Here is a 19414-nt window from a genome sequence, read left to right as displayed (position 1 = left end):
AATAAAATGTTGCCACTGCGCGGCGCTGCGATGAATTCTTGCCATGATCGTTCTCCTGTAAATTCAGGAGTTCAGATTATCGCGCGGGAATTAGGGCTGGAAGACGGCGTAGAATGAACGGTTACGTAGCTCCGGCTATTCATTACGCTGAAACAGGTTTTATCGTAGCGGAAAATCAGTACCAGTACCGCGCTGATTTACTGCAGCAACTGGAGGGTAAAACTAACTTTGCGCAGTATTTTGGCGCAATGAAAGCGGGCGAAAACTTTAAACAACCCGAACTGGCTGACACCTTAAAACGCATAGCCGCACAAGGCCCAAATGATTTTTACCAAGGCAAAACCGCACAGCTTCTGGTGGCAGAAATGCAGCGGGGCAAAGGCCTTATCACTATGGAAGATTTAGCCGCCTATCGCGCCGGCTGGCGTGAGGCCTTAGTCACACCATGGCAGGATAAACAACTCATCAGCGCCCCGCCGCCAAGTTCTGGTGGCATAGCGCTGGCACAATTATTAGGCTTAAAGCAGCGCCGCAGCAGCGACTTTCACGGAGTAACGCACAACAGTAGTCAGTATGTGCACTTAATCGCAGAGCTGGAAAAACGGGTTTATGCTGACCGGGCAGAGTATTTAGGCGACCCTGGTTTTGTCAAAGTGCCGCAACAGCAATTGCTCGACAGCAACTACCTCGACCAACGCGCTAAAGAGATCAACCCACTTAACATCTCGGCCACCAAAGCCATTAAACCCGGCCTGGAGGGTTATCACACCACGCACTTTTCTATTCTGGATAAGCACGGCAATGCGGTCTCCAACACCTACACGCTGAACCTGGATTTTGGCAGCGGCGTGGTTGTGCAAGGTGCAGGTTTTTTACTGAATAACGAAATGGACGACTTTTCTGCCAAACCCGGTGTGCCCAATGTATTTGGCGTAGTAGGCAACGATGCCAATGCCATAGCCCCGGGTAAACGCATGTTATCTTCCATGACGCCCAGCCTGTTGGTCAAAGACAATCAGGTCGAACTGGTGGTTGGCACGCCAGGAGGCTCCACCATCATCACCTCTATTTTCCAGGTGATCACCAACCTGTTCGACTTCGATATGCCGTTGCAACAGGCCGTGGCCGCCGCACGTTTTCATCACCAGTTATTGCCCAAAGATCAGATCACCATGGAGCCATACAGCCCACTATCAGCAGAAGTGCAACAACAGCTGAAGAAAAAAGGTTACAAGCTGCATACCCAAGGCTGGAATTTAGGTGATGTGCAAGCGATACAAGTCACAGCCACAACAGTCAAAGCAGCCGCCGATCCGCGTTCCCGTGGTGTGGCTAAAGTCATTCAGTATTAGTGCCAAACAATCTTTGGCTTGTTGTAATACTCAAAGGTAAGGCTCCAGCGCCAGGTAACTGCGCTGGGCAATCTTTCTCACACAAAAATCCTGTTGCTGCACATCAAATTGCCACAACATCAGCGCACTGAGTAATTCAGATTTTTTATCCGCATGGCGGGTTAACAAACAATCACCTTCAATGATGGTTTGTGTGCCATACAGCTCAGCTTCAAACAATACGGTAGAGTTGATGCCATGCACCTTTTTAGCTCCTTTGATCAGAGCTCGTGAACAATCCGCAGACCAGTGGCTACCTCTGGAACGGAGCTGATACCTGCTGCTGTCACGTGGATGGCGTTTGAATACCAAAGTGTCATGCGGATACAAAGACTCGACGTAGTGAATAAACTCTTGCATGCCATTCACAAACCTTGAATTCAACTGCACATTTGAATCCTGAGCTAACTGCAAAGGCACAAAAATATAGTCTTGCTGCTCAGAATAAGTCGGTACGTTCCGGAAAAACTCATGACGTTTGCTCCGCAGAATTGGCCCGATGTCCTTTGGCAACCAGTTCAGCGGATCCATCGCCAGACTGGAATCGACGTTAATCCCCTGTCTGTCAAAATATACATGCTGCGTTTGAGGGAAAAAGCCACATTCCACAAAGCTAAACTTCAAAGCATTGGCCTGTAAAAATCGTTTTAAAGGCTCAAACTCTGGTACTGAACCACTCCACAATAAAGTACCCAAACTTCGCTGAAAAAACTCCAATGGCAGCGACTGCAATGGATGCCGATACACCAGACTAATAGAATATCGCCCAAACCAGTCGGCAAGCGCCGCTAACCAGATCGGTACTTGCTCCACTGGATTTAAGGTAAACAGAACCACATAAGCCTGGTCTGGCTGAGTTTGATAAAAGGCGCTGTTACAGGCAGAAACACCCGCTAACACTGTACTGTCATCACTGGAACTTGCGTCAGATTGAACCATCTTGCCCGACATACCTTAGCTACACCCTCTTTAAACAGGTTTTAATCTACGCTGTTTCTGTGACATTGAATCAATCTTGCGAGAAAAACAGTACTAAAAAGTTTTGCAGCAAGGGCAAACAGTAAGAATTCCCCTGGTTCAAGTTGGCCTCCTCATCAAGCGCCTCAGCCCAACATGAAGATCTTTCATAGTGCAGATGAAATAAAACCACTGTTCTTTGTGCTGTTATCAGCGTATAACTGACACACAAACTTTAGACGTCCAGACTTCTTAATGGATATTTGTGACACAAAACAGCGCATGAGAGAGCAAAGACGATGAGCAACTTCAAATTCAGCATTCACAGCATTGGTTTTGATGAAAATTATCAACCAGCCAACAACACCCGTATCACCACCAACTTTGCCAACCTGGCTCGTGGTGAGCGCCGTCAGCAGAATTTGCGTAACACTCTGGCGATGATCAACCAGCGTTTTAATAGCCTGGTGTTTTGGGATAACCCAGACTCAAACCGCTATTCGCTACAACTGGATATTATCTCTGTGACTATTCAAATAGAGGGCGCCAGCACGAACCATGATCAGCAGTTTCCGGCCATCGAAGTATTAAAAACCACTATTCTCGACCACAAAACTAACCAGCGCATTGAAGGCATAGTCGGTAATAACTTTTCTTCTTATGTGCGGGATTATGATTTTAGCGTGGTGCTGCTGGAACATAACAAAAACCAGCCAGCTTTTAGTATTCCGGAGCAGTTTGGTGATTTGCATGGCAAACTCTTCCAATTATTTGTCAATTCAGAAACTTATCAGCAGCACTTTCACAAAAAACCTGTGATTTGCCTGAGCGTATCCGACAACAAAACCTACCAGCGCACCAGCAATCAACACCCGGTGTTAGGGGTGGAATACCAGCCAAATGAAACCTCATTAACAGAGCAATACTTCAAAAAAATGGGCTTAGAGGTGCGTTACTTTATGCCTGCTGGCAGTGCTGCGCCTTTGGCTTTTTACTTCTTTGGCGATTTACTGAACGACTACAGCAACCTGGAGTTGGCGAGCACCATCAGCACCATGGAAAGCTTCCAAAAAATCTACCGGCCAGAAATTTACAACGCCTATAACGCGGCCGGTGAGCGTTATCAGCCAAACTTAAAGAATCCTGATCACGCCTTAACAGACATTGTCTACGACAGAGCAGAGCGCAGCCGCTTAGCAGTAGAACAAGGCAAGTTTGCCCAAGAGCATTTTATAAAGCCGCACCAAGCGCTGTTAAGCCGAGTGCTGGAGCAAGGCTCAGCTTTAAAAACAGCGCAGCGTTAAAGGCAGCGCAGCGTTAAAGGCAGCGCAGCGATAAATACCATCTTTCATTGAACGAGCGAGCAATACATTCATGAACAAATTACTTCCAACGTCAACAGCAGGCAGCTTACCTAAACCTTCATGGCTGGCCCAACCTGAAACTTTATGGTCGCCGTGGAAATTGCAGGGCGAGGAATTAACAGACGGCAAACAGGATGCTTTGCGTTTATCGCTGCAGGAACAACAACAGGCTGGCATTGATATCGTCAGTGACGGCGAACAATCGCGCCAACACTTTGTCACCACTTTTATCGAGCATCTGGACGGCGTAGATTTTCAAAAACGTGAAACAGTGCGTATTCGCAACAGATACGACGCCAGCGTACCAACAGTGGTTGGCCCTGTCAGCCGACAAAAACCAGTCTTTGTCGAAGACGCCAAATTTTTACGTCAGCAAACCACACAGCCAATTAAATGGGCGCTGCCAGGCCCTATGACCATGATTGACACCCTGTACGACGCGCATTACAAAAGCCGCGAAAAGCTGGCCTTTGAGTTTGCCAAAATTCTGAATCAGGAAGCCAAAGAGCTGGTGGAAGCCGGTGTCGACATTATCCAGTTTGATGAGCCCGCTTTTAATGTGTTTTTTGACGAAGTAAACGACTGGGGTATTGCCGCTTTAGAACAAGCCGCCGACGGCCTGAAACAGCTTAAATGCGAAACCGCAGTGCATATTTGCTACGGCTATGGCATTAAAGCCAATACCGATTGGAAACAAACGCTGGGCAGCGAGTGGCGTCAGTACGAAGCGGTATTTCCGAAGCTGCGACAATCCAGCATCGATATTGTGTCCTTGGAATGCCACAACTCACGGGTGCCTATGGAGCTGTTGGAACTGATCCGCGGCAAAAAAGTCATGGTCGGCGCTATAGATGTCGCCAGCCACAACATTGAAACCCCGGACGAAGTGGCAGCCACGCTGCGCCAGGCACTAAAGTTTGTCGACGCGCATCACCTCTACCCATGCACCAACTGCGGCATGGCCCCCTTACCGCGCCATATAGCACGAGGCAAACTCAATGCCTTAGCAGCAGGAGCAGAGATAGTGCGCAGGGAGCTGGCGGCGAGGTAGTAATTGGTTGAATGCGGCAGTTAACAACTCAAGTTTATGACCAATATTTTGTGCATTAAGCTATTAGTGCACAAAATAAAATACAAAAAGCAACTACTGCACGCAGTCAACCTTAGGGCAACAGTTCTAAGGATTAATCACCGGGTTTTAGTGTTTTATCATCCATAGGTTTTCGCATCGTGCCATTTATAGGTTTTAATGCATTTCAGGGAGAAGGTCACTCTGTTTATGAGTGATGAAGAAGGATGTTGGCAGATTTGAAGACTAAATAACTGACCTTCATTGTGATACATCAACAAAACAAAGTTAAATTTCAGAAGTTTGAACTAAGCAAACCTGTTCAGCCAGAATATGAAAAGCATCCACTGAACTGGCTGAAAGCCGTATCAATTTATCCATTGCCTCAGATTGGGTTACATCATCGGCTTCATACTTCGCAAAAGCGACCGGGCCGCCACCAAAGACTCTGGCAGCCTGCGCCTGAGTAATACCAAGTTGCTCGCGAATTGCTTTTACCTCAGCGCCAGTTAAAAAACCGTCCACTTGCTTTTTAAAAGCAACCATAGCGCGCTTGTTATCACGCAACTGAGCAGCGTCTGCCTGCTCTGAACCACAGTGATCACACACAGAGAAATGGCTGACGATAGCTGCAGTTTGCCCTTTATAGTCAACAAGCAAAGAGCCACGCTGATGTGCTAAATATCCTTCGCCACATAAAGGGCAAAGATCTTTACCTTGCATACAACTCTCCTTTTTAGCTACCTGATGGGTGACTTGATACCACTAAAATCACCTGCCCCGTTTTGTTGAGAGCAAATGCTGGAATGGTTGCTGAAAACAGCGAAGTTACCATTACGGTAAGTAGAAACACGAAGTCAAACTCAAGCAGTGGTTTGAATGAACACAAGCTAAAACTATTTTATTGACTAACGAAACAGCCGGAACTACAGTTCCCGGCAACACGGCCCCTATCGGTGACGCCACTTCGGTGACTGAACTGCTTAGGGGTTTTTTATTGCCAGTTGAGTGGCCAATCAGCTGTACTTCCCATACTCCTAAGATCCAGGCCCAAATGAGATAAGTTTGGAAAATCAAGGAGTTGTGCCCGCATCTTTTATTCATGTTATGAGTAGCGAATAGCCTAAGGTTAACTCCTGCTCTTATTAAATAAAGCATGAATAAGCTCAGGCCTTTCGCAGTGCCCCTATACCAGTGATAGCAAGCTCCAAAATTCCAACACAGCAGCAAGCTAAAAAAACTACAACTTCACAATCTGGATAACGCAGCTTTGTATACCTGATTGCGATCTCTTTTCCCTACAGCCACAACAGAGACCACAATCTCCAGATCCCGAACCTGATACACAAGGCGGTAACCGGCGCTCTGTAACTTGATTTTGTAACAGTCTTTCATGCCTCTAAGCTTAGCGGATTCAATATGAGGAGCCTCAAGGCGCTCTATCAACTTTTTCTTAAATTGTTCCCGGATCAAAGGTTCCAGCTTTTTCCATTCTTTCAAAGCTTCTTCTTTAAAAACCAGCTTATAGGTCATTAATATCGACCTCAACCTCCGGCTGATCAGCTCTTGCCGCAACCAAAGCCGCCAGCTCTAAATCCTCCAGGCGCTCCATTAACGCTTCATAAGCTGCGGCTGGTACGCAGTAAAAAGCAGGCTGATTATGACTAAGAACAGCGACAGGAAAACCCTCACCCTGCGCTACTACCGCCATAGGGTTCTTTTTCAGTTCTGTAATACTACTGGTTCGTTCCGCCAGAATGCTGTGTACAGTTGCCATGGGAGATCCACCTTTGAGTCGACTTTAATATAGGTCTTATTTTAGGTTTTATTTTCGGTTTAAGCCAGAGCTTTGCTGTATCTCACCAAATATACGACAAAGCTTTGCACCTACACCTAATACTCCGGCACTAACTCCAACTGTTCCAGCCGAAATGCCATAGCGCCCACCGACACTTTAAAGTACTCAGCCAAAGACGGCACGGCATGGCCGTTGATGCTATCCAAACCCGCTAAGGCCCGCGCCAAGCCACGCGACGTTTTTAACTGCTTTTCTGTTTTCTTGTCGTTCTTACGATTGAGCAAGTCACGCAACACCTCATGGTTTAACACTTCCTCAGGAAAACGCTGTTTAAAAACGCTACATACCAGTTTTTCCGGCATTAAAAAACAGGCAGCAAAATAGTCGGCTTCTTTTTCGATAGAGTCTCTTTGGCCTCCGGTACTGCCATCAATAGGCTTGTCACGATGCAGGCCAGATTGTTGATGCATGATGGCATGACCAAGCTCATGAGCAGCGGTAAAGTTACGCACCGCAACTGGGTAACGCCTGGAGATAAACACTTCTTTCCTGTCTTTATCGATAATACCGGCCACATCAACACCAGGTTCTATTTCGCCCAAGGTATCTACTTCGTGGTAGGCGTAACCCAATAAATAAAACGCTTTTTCCGGGTTCAGTAACTGCACCGGTTCCTCTGGCACACCTTCAGGCCATAGGCTATCACGCTCAATGTAAGTTGAATGCGCCAACTGACGGGCTGCTTTGGCTATTTGCTGTAAAGCAATATGCCCCTGTTTATCTGCTGGCATGTCCGGAAACTGCAGAACTGGTGGTTGTTCATCATGCTGATTATGCGCACAAGGGTTCTGGTGCCCACGCTGTAATGGGTGAATAGCGTCAGCTTCTGGCTTTGATAGCACAGCTTCAGGCTGAGCCGACATATCCACTTTTGCCCAAACCTCATCCGAGTTATCACCGTTGTTGAGCGATAAATAAGGGTCCTGATGCCCGTTATCTTCATAAACAGGCAGCAAAGCACTAAAGCCGCCATCCTCATCCATATGAGCATAAGGGTTATTCATTCGTAGCCTGTCGGCTTTGATCTGATCTTTTGATGCAAGCATAACTGTTACCTTTGGTACAAAAAACAATCAGTTAAGCTTAGTAGGGTTTTCGGGAAAGTGGTAAAAGTGCGATCTCAGGGCAATCAGGGACTTTTAACCAAGCCCCCAGCCTTATCAACAATAACTTCAATCGAGCATTACCCCAGTGAATAAACGATTCAGGAAGGGCATTTCACATACCAAACAGAGGTTAGGCCAATCCAGCCTGTTCTATCTTTAATACATATTAAATCACCTTTTTCGGTGCGTTCGTAAGTACCCTCGCCTACCTGAATATGTCGTTTTTCCTTTTTATACTGCATCACCAACATATAGGCTTTAGGCTTTTTACTTATATACTTTCTTACTACAGGGCCGCTGATCACAACTTCAGTTTCAGCCGGGCTTAGCTCGTTACTCAAAATAATCAGACTGTGCGTGTAAAACACACCTAAAACAACAACAGAAGCCCAACTTAACCGATACGCCAGTACCCAGACGATGTAGGACGAAAGCAAAACCATAGGCACAAAAAACGGCAGAAAAAAGACTTCGTTTGAGAACCTGATACGGAGTACCAGACTTAAGGTGACACAGCCTACTACCCACATAACATAAGGGATCAGGTTCACCCCTGTGGTTGCTCGCTCAAGCTTATCGAGTGCAAAAACCTCCGGTTTTGCAAAGGCAAGCACCGCAGCAACCGGGAAAAACAGCAACCCGGCAATCAGCTCCATAGAGTCATAACGTGGATAAAACAGCACCCAGATACAAAAAGCCGTGGTAAACACGAACGTAAAAATTTTCAGCTTCTTCAAACTTGGCGTTGGCTCTGCTTGCTTTACTTGGTCTTGCACTATCAATTCCTTTTCGTGCTCTGTAAACGGCTGGTGGGTAGAAGTATTTTTCTCTACTGCCTAAGTTGAACCATCCGATAAACTTCAGATAATTTTATAAATCAAGAGTTTTCAAAACTCCAACACCCATGAGATGACCATTATCTATCAGTACAAGACCATTCATACCGTACTTATATACGCTGCCATTGCCCCACTTCAGGATAAAGGCCACGTCAAAATCAACCACAGTCACGGGAGTATCATTAGAAGGTACTGACGGACCGAGCACAAAACGAGGGCAATGATCTTCAACTCTGCCATTCCAACCTGACAAATAAGGCTCAGTAGAAACAGGGAATAAACACTCAATCTCTAAGAAATCACCATCCTCAGATAACCAGAGACAAGTGCCATATCCAACATTTTTTACCACAGCAGAATCATTCATCAAGGCAGACTCAATCCCGTAAACAGGAATGTTGAGATCTGCATAGTAGCTAAACTTGTTGGAAGTATTCATATCAATCTCTGGCAAAGTAAGGCGGCGATTGATTAAATCTCTTTAACAGCGAATAAATACGATCACGAAGTTTTAGGTATTTGGCGTAGACCTTAGGGTTACCATAGTGATCTTCAAGCTTTTCTTCAGTAATCTTATTTATGCACTGCAGCATCTCTAAGAACTCTTTGCCGGTTGCCGTCTCAAAGTCATAAATACGTTCTTGATCCAGAACGTCCTCAATTCGATTTAAGCAATCAACGCCCCAGAAACCATCACCGTAATTGGTAAAACCTATACTGGGTAGGCGAGCTTTGTCTTTGAAATGTTTTATCAAAGTTTGATCGAAAATTACCCTTGGCCAGTCGGCAAATTGGCTTTCAAGTTCGTAGGCTTTGATCATTGCTGGACCAAAGACGCCATCAGTTCTGTGGTGGAATAGTTCGCCGTATGCCATTCCTCCTCTGAGAGCAATTCGCTGATTAAGATAAGTCTCTTGCAGCATTTTTACGGTAGCACTTACCAATATATTTGATGCTTGCTCAACATCTGATTCATCAGCTTCGATAGACAACACAATGCAATCACTAAAGGTTGTCGCAATTGGCTCGCTATATATTTGACCAATTGCAATCTTATTCGATTTCAGTTCACCTTTGATGTCTTGAACGATTTTGTGAACAACTTCACAACTCTGGCTTTTTACCAGCGCAGAAAAGCCCAAAATGTCGAGAAACAGGCAAATTCTTTTTTGATATGCCACTTCCATAAGTTGAAGCCTCTCAATTAATCTCACGCCCAAGCATACGTGCAACAAACCCGATGATGCCTCGCTCTGGATAAAATGCTGACTTTGCCACTAAGAAATTACGTATCGCAAAGTACACGCCAACCAAACCGCAAGCAATTCCAATATATTGAGACCAATGCATTCTTCTGCTCATCACTTCTGAAACGGCGAAAAGAAGCGGACTATCGCCATGAACAAGTATTTTGCTTTCAATCCACGCTGGGATAGCAAAATAGAATATGACGAAGAGCACTGCGCCCAACACTAATGCGCCCCACCATGGTAATCTGGCCCCGATAAATACAGTGTCCGAAATAATCGAAGTGTTTGATTTTCTTCGGTAATAACGTTTTGCCATAAAATCATCATCCTTAATCCATCAAGTGAACAAACAAAGCAAAATAGCGACTACCGTGAAACAAAATAACTGAGTATATTCAAAGCTCCTCAGCTTCCCGCTCGGCCAGATCCATTTGTTCAAGTAAATCTTTCCCTGCTGAAGAAACAGCTTTCAGAATACTTTGATCGACAAAGTCCAACCTGGCACTGGTTTCATGAACCAGATGCGCTTTTTTGTAGTCTGCTTGTTTGGTAAGAATTACAAAATATGATTCCAGAAGCTCGGTAGATGTTGTCGGTCTTTGCAGGGACTTTTTCACTTTTTGGTAAAACTTATCAATCTGTTCTTCGGAATCATCTGCTTCATCATCTGTTATCTCGTAAAACAATACTTCGGCAAAGCGCCTTTGAGACCAGCCCATGCGGTCAAGTGCTTGCTTAATTTTTTCCTGAACATCCAAAACTTTTGTCATTTGTCCCCGTTTGTCCCTGAAGGGTTAGTAACTTAGCTCCGTCAGCCAAGCTCTGCAAAGCTGACAACAATGAAATATTAACTTTAAACTTCGGCCTCAGCGGAGGCCTCACTAAAAAGGAAAGGTCACTATGACTAAACCAATGACTCAAACAGACGCTTCTCGTATTCAATCTGCTCAAGCCAAAAAAGGCGGCGGCCAGGTAGAAAAGTCGTCCTTTTCGTCCCGAGCCACCAAAGCAGGAGTGAGAAATGCCAGCGGCAAAACTCCACCACCAAATGGCCCGAGCAAAACAGGTAATCCTTCTGGCGGCGGCAGAGGCAACAACCCACCAAGTAAACGCTAACCCTCGTAATAATTAGAAAGCTGGTTTTTACCAGCTTTCTGTTTGTCGGCATGACCCAATATTTGCGCTGAATAGTTCTTTAAATTCTTTAGCTTTTGCAGACAAGTCCTGAGCATCAATTTTTTGCATAGTTTTGTCCAAGGCACAAATACAGGCGGCAGCCAGGCTATCGCGTCTGTCACTGGTTAACAAAGAACTATCTGGGTTAGCGCATGAACTAATGATCTGGTAAATAGCGCCAGTTGAGTAGCGCTTGGGTTCAAAGAAGTTTGCGTCTACTTTCAGCGCGCCAACAATACCAATGATTAAGGCTGTGCCTGTGCCGATCAATGGCTTTTTATATTGCCGGAAGGAGAAGCCTTGAAAGTTTTTCTCACACTTATGGCAGTGAATATTTTCACCAAAAGCTAACTCATTGCTTTCTTTACAATGTGGACATTCGATATGCATAAAATCCCTTTTGTTACCTTAATATCAACTTACGAGGCAAAAGTTTTAGGACGTACGACAGCAGTTTCCTGAAGTCTAGAGATCATGAATTCTCGTCTTCAAACTCTGCTCGCAAGCGCCCCCATAGAGGCTTGAGCTGCTTTCGGATGGCATTTGAATTCATAATTCCTGAGGCTCTGTAGCCATATGTAATGAAATTACGTTTACTCAGATGTGAATATCGCTCGTAAAGCTTCCGTTTAAACAATGGGGTTTCTTTAGATCCTGCTTCTCGCTCTTGCTGATTGGCTTTGTTTCTAGTCTTTTTGGCTAACCTGACACCTGCTTTCATTCGGCTTGAAAATTTGGCAAGCGCAGCGGAGCGAAGAAGTTTGTGTGTTCCATCAAAAATAAAACCAAGATACTGAAGAGGCTTATTGGCCTTCAAGTGAGCGCCACTCGGCCAGAAATCTCTTACCTCAGTTTTCTTAGGATTAATTTCGAGCTTAACCTTAACAATTTCTTCTGTAATTTCTTGTTGAATCAGGTCTTTATACGCCGTAGGAACAATAAACAACATATCGTCACAATAACGGTAGTAAGTCCCCTCATATTTTTCAGAAATCTGCTTTGCGGCAACATCAAAACTCAGCATATAAAGATTTGATAGCAAAGCACTGATAGGAGATCCTTGTGGAATTCCCTTAGTATCCTGATGGACTTGAATCAATTTCCCAGCTCGAACAACGTTTCTAAATACATCTGCTGTGCAGACTCTCATCCGATCATATTTGGGATTATTTTTAGAGATCTTCAAACGGGTATACAGAGTGTCGCGGTTAACTTTTGAATAACGGGTAACAGAGCGAAAAACGTTAAAGTGATCAGTGGGTAACTTTTCAACTCCGAGTACGTTACTCCACTGTTGCTTGAGTAGTTGATGATCGAGGTTGTCAAAAAATCCTGTTATATCAATTGCTATGGCAGAACACGAACGACGTCGCACAATTTCCTCAAAAGCATCATTCGCAAAATGAATATTACTTTTCCCCAGTGATCTAAAAGCAATAATATTTCCGCCTAAACCTTCTGCCTTAAGAGCGCCCTCGTATTTCTCAGCAAGCAACTGGGCGTAATATGCATAAATATGGGAGTCTACATGGGAAGCATAAGCTATTGGCCGCTGCTTTCCTTTCTTTTCAATTTTTCCATGCTCGTTTTTGAATACTTTAAAGCTATCGATTGTGTAGTGAATCAACGGATAAAATGCATGTGTTGATATAGTTTCAGGTGATGTAACAATTTTAATAGCTTTTTTCAGGTTAACCGGGGCGTCGAAATGAATATATCCTCGATTCCTATACCAGTTATTTTCGGTGGGCATCAGCGATCCTTGCTGGTAGTTGCAAAACCCGGAAAGGTAAAGGATTGTGGCCTTCCAGTTCCCTATCCGGGCTTAACACACGTATTAAATACGCATTCGCAGTGCTGAAAACACTGGGCCACGAATGTCAGATATGATTTACAATATCGTTGTGTCAGGAGTGTTCGACATGAGTCTAGTAAGCACCTGCCATAGCTTCAAGCAGCTTATCTTCCAGTTACTGGTTCAGATAGCACTTGACAGCTTGTGATACACCTCAGTTTCTACAAACTGAGCGTTCCGATAATTACTCTTTGGTTGTGAAAAATCAAGTAGACTTTTTCAAAGTACAGCTAAAAACTAAGCCAGACCATACAATCATGCTTTTATACCTATTTCTGCGGCTATTTTTTTTGATGCTTCTGAACCGGAATATCTCAATTTTAATTTGTTTACGTAACTATAAATTCTTTTATAAGATTTTCTGTCTACAGAATATGTAAAAGCTAGCAGCCCATTTACTTGATGAAAATCGTTGCTCTTCCCCTCAAAAAGATAATGAATTTTACTCCTAATTTCGCGATATTTTTGTCGGCCAATACCTGCATGATGCTCCGAAACAACTAAACCTGTTACCTTCTTTTGCTTTTGTGTACCACAAATATTAGTCTTTGCTTTATTAACAGAAAAGCCCTCATCAGATATAACCGTACCTATAAACTGACTAGCCTTATAAATTTTTTGTGGAGTTTGCCCTGATAGAGTTAAGTCATCAGCATATCGTGTATAAACGATTCCTTTTGGTCCAGCGTAGCCGTGGAGTCTTGAATCCAACTTGGCACAAACCAAATTAGCTAACTTAGGAGAAGTGGGTGCGCCCTGAGGAAGTGCGCCTTTGAAAGTGCAAATATTGGTCAATATCGCACTAATCTTATCGTTATAGCCTATTGAATGAAAAATTTTGTACACATGTGATGCTTTAACGTTCGAAAAAAAGTCTTCTAAATCTATCGTCAATATATAGTTAGCACCAACATGTGGAGACGCATTATCTAAAATAGATGCTCCTTTATCGAACCCTTTTGAATGTTCAGAAGATGAAAGTTTGTCTAGTATATTTCTTAAAACCCAAGCTTGCAGAGCTTTTAATTCTCTATTAGGCTGAGAAATTGTTCTTGTTTTACCAGTTTTTTTTGGAATACAAAAAACTTTATACAGATATTCTGTACGGTAAGATAAATACTTCACCTTTCCTAGCGATAGTCTACATGCATCAGCCAAATCATCTATTGATTCAATGGCAGGCAAACCAAGATTTTTTAGCCGGTATATATATGATTTATTGGACATTAGGCGCAACACCTTTACGTCTAAAGAATCGGATATAAAAATGCGGTGCAATCATCGAGCGATGATTGTGCAGCATATTTATATACGGCATGCTTCTGGATTTAGTGCAGGATAGCGAAACACTACCCAGTGAGTACTTGACCCACTCGCTAAAGGTGTGCGCCTCATTTGACTCTATCATACTTAACCCGCGCATTTCTACGATTTTGAGAATTAAGAAGCTCGATTCGAGCTTTATCTAAACATTGAGCTTTAAAAGTATTACGCACATATTCAGCGCCTGAAGTCGTTACCCTATACCCCAAAGGAGTTCGCATAATTAATCTCTGCGCAGTCAATCTCCCAAGAGACGACTTCGTTGCAATTTCGCACAGCACTTTGTCATGAGATGTCGCACATTCAATCAATTGATATAAGGCTATATTATTAACTTCATCAATGAGGTATATACAGGGTAAAATAAAATTTTCAACTTCTAGAATATTAGTAACATCAGCTTTAACTGGGTGCGTTTTCTTTATCTTAGATATGTAATCATTTACTTTTCTATAAATCTTATGCTTTTCTACAGAATCATCTAAATCGTCATAACTAATATTTATAACTTTGCCAGTTTTAGATAAGCGAATAAGCCTATTGGGGCCATAGTTAATAAAACTCTTGTTACTTTTATACTTCTTATTGGATAGCACAATCATTTTTCTTGCTAGATTTTCATTGTTAGAAAATGCCCCCAATTCAGCAAACGAGCCTGGACTTTCAGGAAATAGAACGATTGCATCTACACTGTCAGCTAAAATATTTTCGAGCTTAAGCAAACTGTGCTGGCCCTGACCAGCTAATAAATCATCAAATAAGTCTTCAGGATATAAGATTTCGTATCTAGGATAGTCACTGAAAACAGCTGCCATTTTAGATCGTGATGTACTTTCATCTTTTATATCTGCACCGCAAAGGAATACCGTTACTTTTTTTTGATTTCTAGGAATGAATATTGTTTCTTTAACGATCTTAGCTATTTCAGCCATTTCGTTATCTCTCAGATTTTTCTGCATTGATACAAAAATCCCCTTCCGGCAACTATGCGTTTTAACACCACTTTACGTCATCAACAGGCCGTTGCTCATCGAATCATAATTCATCTATAAACTTAGTCAGTGAGTCAATGAACTAGCGCAGCAGATTATTTTGCTTTTTAAAGCATGCTTGGACGTTAGATAACTTTGGACTCAGACTAAAACAAATTACCAATTTTGACAACGAGATTACTCAACTTGTAGATATTAGAACCCATTCCAATAAGTAACTGATTTCTAGACAACTTTACCAAGTTAAATGTTAAGCGATACGCAGCTATTAATTTTGGTTTAGGTGTAAACAGACGATTTGTATTGGCAATATGACAGTTAACATTGTTGCTATGAATCCTCAAAACAAAAAACCCGCTTCAAAGGGCGGGTTTCAAAGTAAATCAATCACTAGCCATCTACCATCTGCACTCAGATAAATCCGACCGCAGTTGGCAAACTGGGGTCAAAGCCAAACCGCTGCGCGGTGTTGGATCTGACCCCTTTCAATTACCTATAATCTTCCGGGCTAGGGCATGCACACATCAGGTTGCGGTCGCCGTATACGTCGTCGATACGGGTGACTGTTGGCCAGAATTTGTTTTCTGCCACGTACTGTGCAGGGAATGCTGCGTACTGACGCTCGTATGGGCGGTCCCAGCTTGGGTCGAAAATATCTTCCATGGTGTGAGGCGCAAAATGCAGTGGGTTGTTGTCTGCAGTCCACTCCCCTGCTTCTACCCTGGCAATTTCATTGCGGATAGAGGTCATGGCGGTGATAAATTTGTCCAGCTCTACTTTGCTCTCAGACTCAGTAGGCTCGATCATCAGCGTGCCGGCTACCGGGAATGACATAGTTGGGGCGTGGAAGCCGTAGTCCATTAAACGTTTGGCGATGTCCATTTCGGTGACGCCGGTTTTTTCTTTTAATGGACGCATGTCGATAATACATTCGTGCGCTACGCGGCCATTAGTACCTACGTACAGCACTGGGAACAAGTCACCCAGTTTTTTCGCCATGTAGTTAGCACTTAAAATCGCCATTTCAGTGGCTTGACGTAAACCGTCGCCGCCCATCATTTTGATGTACATCCAGCTGATTGGCAGAATGCCTGCGCTACCAAATGGAGCTGCAGATACTGCGCCGTTATTTGCGCCAGTGCCTTCAATTTTAACGACAGCGTGGTTTGGCATAAACGGAGCCAATTGTTTCTTAACACCTATAGGACCCATACCCGGGCCGCCACCGCCGTGAGGAATACAGAAGGTTTTGTGCAGGTTTAAATGCGATACGTCAGCACCGATAAAGCCAGGAGAAGTAATACCTACCTGAGCGTTCATGTTGGCGCCGTCCATATACACCTGGCCACCGTGCGCGTGCACTATGTCACATAGCTCACGGATAGACTCTTCAAACACACCGTGTGTGGATGGGTAAGTCACCATAATGGCGGCTAACTTGTCGGATACAGCTTCGGCTTTGGCTTTTAAGTCAGCCATGTCGATGTTACCGCTCTTGTCGCAGTCTACCAGTACTACTTCAAAGCAAGCCATAGCTGCTGTTGCAGGGTTAGTACCGTGCGCAGACACAGGAATTAAACACACGTTACGGTGTGAATCGCCGCGGCTTTCGTGGTATTTACGAATGGCGATCATACCGGCGTATTCGCCCTGAGCGCCTGAGTTTGGTTGCATAGACACGGCGTCGTAGCCTGTGATCTCTACTAACCAGTTGGCCAGCTCGCCAATCATGTCGTAGTAACCTTCAGCCTGGTCGCGTGGCACGAACGGGTGCAAGGAACCAAATTCTGGCCATGTGACCGGGATCATTTCGGCTGTGGCGTTTAACTTCATGGTGCACGAACCTAAAGAAATCATTGAGTGGTTCAGTGCTAAGTCTTTGTTTTCCAGCTTTTTGATATAACGCAGCATTTCAGTTTCACTGTGGTATTGGTTAAATACCGGGTGCGTTAAGTACTTGGAAGTACGAACCAAATCAGCAGGAATAGAGTTTGAGCCTTTAGCTACGATGTCAGCGTCTAACTTAGTGACGTCTAAGCCATGGCCAGCGCCTAATACGATGTCAAACAGCTGAGCGATATCAGCAGCAGAGGTCAGTTCGTTAAAGCTTACGCTTAAGCTGTCTGCGATATCAGTACGTAAGTTCACTTCAGCGGCGATAGCGCGTGCTACAACAGCGGCGCGATCTGTAACTTTAAAAGTAACAGTGTCGAACCAGGTGTTGTGTACTAATGAAACGCCTTTGGCTTGCAGGCCAGCTGCAAATACGTCAGCAGAACGGTGAATACGTTCAGCAATGTTTTTCAGTCCTTCCGGGCCGTGGTACACAGCAAAGAAAGACGCCATGTTTGCCAGTAACACCTGTGCAGTACAGATGTTGGAGTTGGCTTTTTCACGACGGATATGTTGTTCACGGGTTTGCATTGCCATACGCAGCGCCTGATTACCACGGCGGTCTTTCGACACACCTATGATACGGCCTGGCATAGAACGTTTGTAATCGTCACGAGTCGCGAAAAAGGCTGAGTGTGGGCCACCAAAAGCCATAGGCACACCAAAACGCTGGGCAGAACCTAATACTACATCTGCGCCTAATTCGCCTGGCGATTTTAATAACAATAAGCTCATCATGTCGGCTGCTACCGCTACTACGGCTTTTTTCGCCTGCAGCGCAGCAATTAAGCCGCTGTCGTTACGCACTTCACCCGTCGTAGAAGGGTACTGTAATAAAGCACCAAATACGTCGTGGTTCACTGCGTCAGTGGCTTTACCAATGATCACGTCAAAACCAAACATTTCCGCACGGGTACGCACTACGTCAATGGTTTGTGGGTGTACGTCGTCAGCAATGAAATAGGTATTGGCTTTGCTTTTTGCTACACGTTTAGCCAGCGCCATAGCTTCAGCAGCTGCAGTGGCTTCGTCCAGTAATGAAGCTGATGCCAGCTCCATGCCTGTTAAATCTAAAGAAATTTGTTGGAAGTTCAGCAGAGCTTCTAAACGGCCCTGAGCAATTTCCGGCTGGTATGGCGTGTAGGCAGTGTACCAACCCGGGTTTTCTAACACGTTACGTAAAATAACGTTTGGTGTCAGCGTTGGGTGGTAGCCCATACCAATGTAGCTTTTGAACATTTTGTTTTTATTCGCAGCCGCTTTTAAGTACGCCAGAGCGTCCGCTTCAGTTGTGGCTTCACCAGTCGCCAATGGCTTTGGCAGGCGAATGGAAGCAGGCACAGTTTGTGCGATCAGCTCTTCCATGCTGCTTACGCCTAATTCAGCCAGCATAGCTGCTGTTTCGTTAGCGTCCGGGCCTATGTGGCGTTGTATAAATTCCTGGTTGTTCGCAAGTTGCGACAGGGTTTTCACAGCTGAAGTGGTCATACCTTGAAGTTCCTAAATGGTCTTAACAATATGCTGGATCTTTACGCACAGCAGCGGGTTTTGGCCCAGCTGTAAGTAAAATCCCTGTTGGGGGTATGAAACCCCGCCTAACCTTGGTTTACGTACCCTTAGTATTTTCAGTGCAATCCTTCAGGCTGCAACTTCAAATACTACGGGTAATTAAAAGCCCTGTGCAGACAGGGCTTTTATAGTTGTTTTGAATCTACTTATTCAGAATCAACAACGTTCTGATAACCAGCGGCGTCTAATAAGCCTGCCAGTTCAGATTCGTCAGAAATCTTGATTTTGAACATCCAGCCGTCACCGTATGGCGCGCTGTTCACCAGCTCTGGTGAGTCGTTTAATGCATCGTTGACTGCAACGATTTCGCCAGATACCGGAGCGTAGATGTCTGATGCTGCTTTTACAGACTCAGCTACAGCGACGTCGTCACCCTGAGCAACAGTGTCACCCACCTCTGGTAATTCAACAAATACCATGTCACCTAACAGGTCCTGAGCGTGCTCAGAAATACCTACGGTGAAAACGCCGTTGCCTTCGTCACGAACCCACTCGTGTGACGGGGCGTACTTTAATTCGTTAGGGATGTTGCTCATTGTTATATTCCTTGGTGCTGTTGTGCTTATGTGCTGTTTAATTGCAGCCAGTCTACAAACTGACTCTGGCAAACAACATAGCGAAGCTATGCTTTTGCCGCAAGCTTATGACGGCTCGCCTTGTTTGTTTATTTTTTAGCCACTAAAGCTTCAGACAAAACAAGCCGCTGTATTTATACCCTAGTACCTTGAAGTTGCGGGGCGGCGACATGGCGCAGTCCACAAAGCCGCAGCTT

Annotated in this window: 20 protein-coding genes; 4 read left to right on the top strand and 16 right to left on the bottom strand. The window is 44.5% G+C overall.

Annotated elements, in window-relative coordinates; genetic code table 11:
* Positions 1-89: 89 nt before the first annotated feature.
* Complete coding sequence (ggt, locus tag IEW88_RS04600) at positions 90-1352, top strand: gamma-glutamyltransferase (protein WP_268237852.1); 1263 nt, start codon at positions 90-92, stop codon at positions 1350-1352.
* Between the two features lie 30 nt (positions 1353-1382).
* Here ggt and IEW88_RS04595 read toward each other — a convergent pair whose 3' ends face one another.
* On the bottom strand, positions 1383-2342 hold the full coding sequence (locus IEW88_RS04595; protein ID WP_147904868.1) for a capsular polysaccharide export protein, LipB/KpsS family: 960 nt from the start codon (positions 2340-2342) through the stop codon (positions 1383-1385).
* A 305-nt stretch (positions 2343-2647) separates the two neighbouring features.
* Between IEW88_RS04595 and IEW88_RS04590 the strand changes: the two genes are divergently transcribed.
* Positions 2648-3652 carry a DUF1852 domain-containing protein gene (locus tag IEW88_RS04590; protein ID WP_147904869.1) on the top strand — a complete coding sequence of 335 codons (1005 nt, stop codon included), beginning with the start codon at positions 2648-2650 and terminating at the stop codon, positions 3650-3652.
* A 70-nt stretch (positions 3653-3722) separates the two neighbouring features.
* Positions 3723-4763 (top strand): methionine synthase, encoded by a 1041-nt coding sequence (locus IEW88_RS04585; protein WP_147904870.1) that lies wholly within the window; start codon positions 3723-3725, stop codon positions 4761-4763.
* 306 nt (positions 4764-5069) lie between these two features.
* Here the strand turns inward: IEW88_RS04585 and IEW88_RS04580 are convergent, their stop codons facing one another.
* The 9 genes from IEW88_RS04580 to IEW88_RS04540 form a co-directional block, all read right to left on the bottom strand.
* Entirely contained in the window at positions 5070-5504 is a 435-nt protein-coding gene (locus IEW88_RS04580; RefSeq protein ID WP_147904871.1) for a type II toxin-antitoxin system MqsA family antitoxin, read from the bottom strand.
* Between the two features lie 525 nt (positions 5505-6029).
* A complete protein-coding gene (locus IEW88_RS04575; protein WP_147904872.1) occupies positions 6030-6314 on the bottom strand; it encodes a type II toxin-antitoxin system RelE family toxin in 285 nt (94 codons plus the stop codon).
* The gene (locus tag IEW88_RS04570; RefSeq protein ID WP_147904873.1) at positions 6304-6558 is read right to left on the bottom strand and encodes a type II toxin-antitoxin system Phd/YefM family antitoxin; all 255 of its coding nucleotides are present in this window, start codon (positions 6556-6558) and stop codon (positions 6304-6306) included. Before IEW88_RS04570 ends, IEW88_RS04575 begins: the two co-directional genes overlap by 11 nt.
* A 116-nt stretch (positions 6559-6674) precedes the next feature.
* Positions 6675-7685, bottom strand: coding sequence for an ImmA/IrrE family metallo-endopeptidase (locus tag IEW88_RS04565; RefSeq protein ID WP_147904874.1), 1011 nt, complete (start codon positions 7683-7685; stop codon positions 6675-6677).
* Positions 7686-7843: 158 nt separating this feature from the next.
* Positions 7844-8521, bottom strand: a complete 678-nt coding sequence (locus tag IEW88_RS04560; protein ID WP_147904875.1) for a hypothetical protein — start codon at positions 8519-8521, stop codon at positions 7844-7846.
* Between the two features lie 94 nt (positions 8522-8615).
* Positions 8616-9023 (bottom strand): hypothetical protein, encoded by a 408-nt coding sequence (locus IEW88_RS04555; protein ID WP_147904876.1) that lies wholly within the window; start codon positions 9021-9023, stop codon positions 8616-8618.
* Between the two features lies 1 nt (position 9024).
* Positions 9025-9771 carry a hypothetical protein gene (locus IEW88_RS04550; protein WP_147904877.1) on the bottom strand — a complete coding sequence of 249 codons (747 nt, stop codon included), beginning with the start codon at positions 9769-9771 and terminating at the stop codon, positions 9025-9027.
* Between the two features lie 13 nt (positions 9772-9784).
* On the bottom strand, positions 9785-10150 hold the full coding sequence (locus tag IEW88_RS04545; RefSeq protein ID WP_147904878.1) for a hypothetical protein: 366 nt from the start codon (positions 10148-10150) through the stop codon (positions 9785-9787).
* A gap of 79 nt (positions 10151-10229) precedes the next feature.
* Positions 10230-10604 (bottom strand): hypothetical protein, encoded by a 375-nt coding sequence (locus tag IEW88_RS04540; RefSeq protein ID WP_147904879.1) that lies wholly within the window; start codon positions 10602-10604, stop codon positions 10230-10232.
* Positions 10605-10734: 130 nt separating this feature from the next.
* Here IEW88_RS04540 and IEW88_RS04535 point away from each other — a divergent pair, with 130 nt between their 5' ends.
* Positions 10735-10950, top strand: a complete 216-nt coding sequence (locus tag IEW88_RS04535; protein WP_127687189.1) for a hypothetical protein — start codon at positions 10735-10737, stop codon at positions 10948-10950.
* Between the two features lie 27 nt (positions 10951-10977).
* Here the strand turns inward: IEW88_RS04535 and IEW88_RS04530 are convergent, their stop codons facing one another.
* From IEW88_RS04530 to gcvH, 6 genes are all read right to left on the bottom strand, one after another.
* The gene (locus IEW88_RS04530) at positions 10978-11400 is read right to left on the bottom strand and encodes a hypothetical protein (RefSeq protein ID WP_147904880.1); all 423 of its coding nucleotides are present in this window, start codon (positions 11398-11400) and stop codon (positions 10978-10980) included.
* Positions 11401-11482: 82 nt separating this feature from the next.
* Positions 11483-12763, bottom strand: a complete 1281-nt coding sequence (gene drt2 / locus IEW88_RS04525) for an antiviral reverse transcriptase Drt2 (protein ID WP_147904881.1) — start codon at positions 12761-12763, stop codon at positions 11483-11485.
* Between the two features lie 357 nt (positions 12764-13120).
* A complete protein-coding gene (locus IEW88_RS04520; RefSeq protein ID WP_147904882.1) occupies positions 13121-14092 on the bottom strand; it encodes a retron St85 family RNA-directed DNA polymerase in 972 nt (323 codons plus the stop codon).
* Positions 14093-14256: 164 nt separating this feature from the next.
* Entirely contained in the window at positions 14257-15147 is an 891-nt protein-coding gene (locus tag IEW88_RS04515) for a retron St85 family effector protein (protein WP_147904883.1), read from the bottom strand.
* A gap of 522 nt (positions 15148-15669) precedes the next feature.
* On the bottom strand, positions 15670-18561 hold the full coding sequence (gcvP, locus tag IEW88_RS04510) for an aminomethyl-transferring glycine dehydrogenase (RefSeq protein ID WP_147904884.1): 2892 nt from the start codon (positions 18559-18561) through the stop codon (positions 15670-15672).
* Between the two features lie 227 nt (positions 18562-18788).
* Complete coding sequence (gcvH, locus tag IEW88_RS04505) at positions 18789-19178, bottom strand: glycine cleavage system protein GcvH (RefSeq protein ID WP_053425545.1); 390 nt, start codon at positions 19176-19178, stop codon at positions 18789-18791.
* Positions 19179-19414: the final 236 nt, after the last annotated feature.

Source organism: Rheinheimera tangshanensis, from assembly GCF_014645135.1.
Lineage (GTDB): Bacteria > Pseudomonadota > Gammaproteobacteria > Enterobacterales > Alteromonadaceae > Pararheinheimera > Pararheinheimera tangshanensis.
This window is presented reverse-complemented; position numbering and strand designations above follow the sequence as displayed.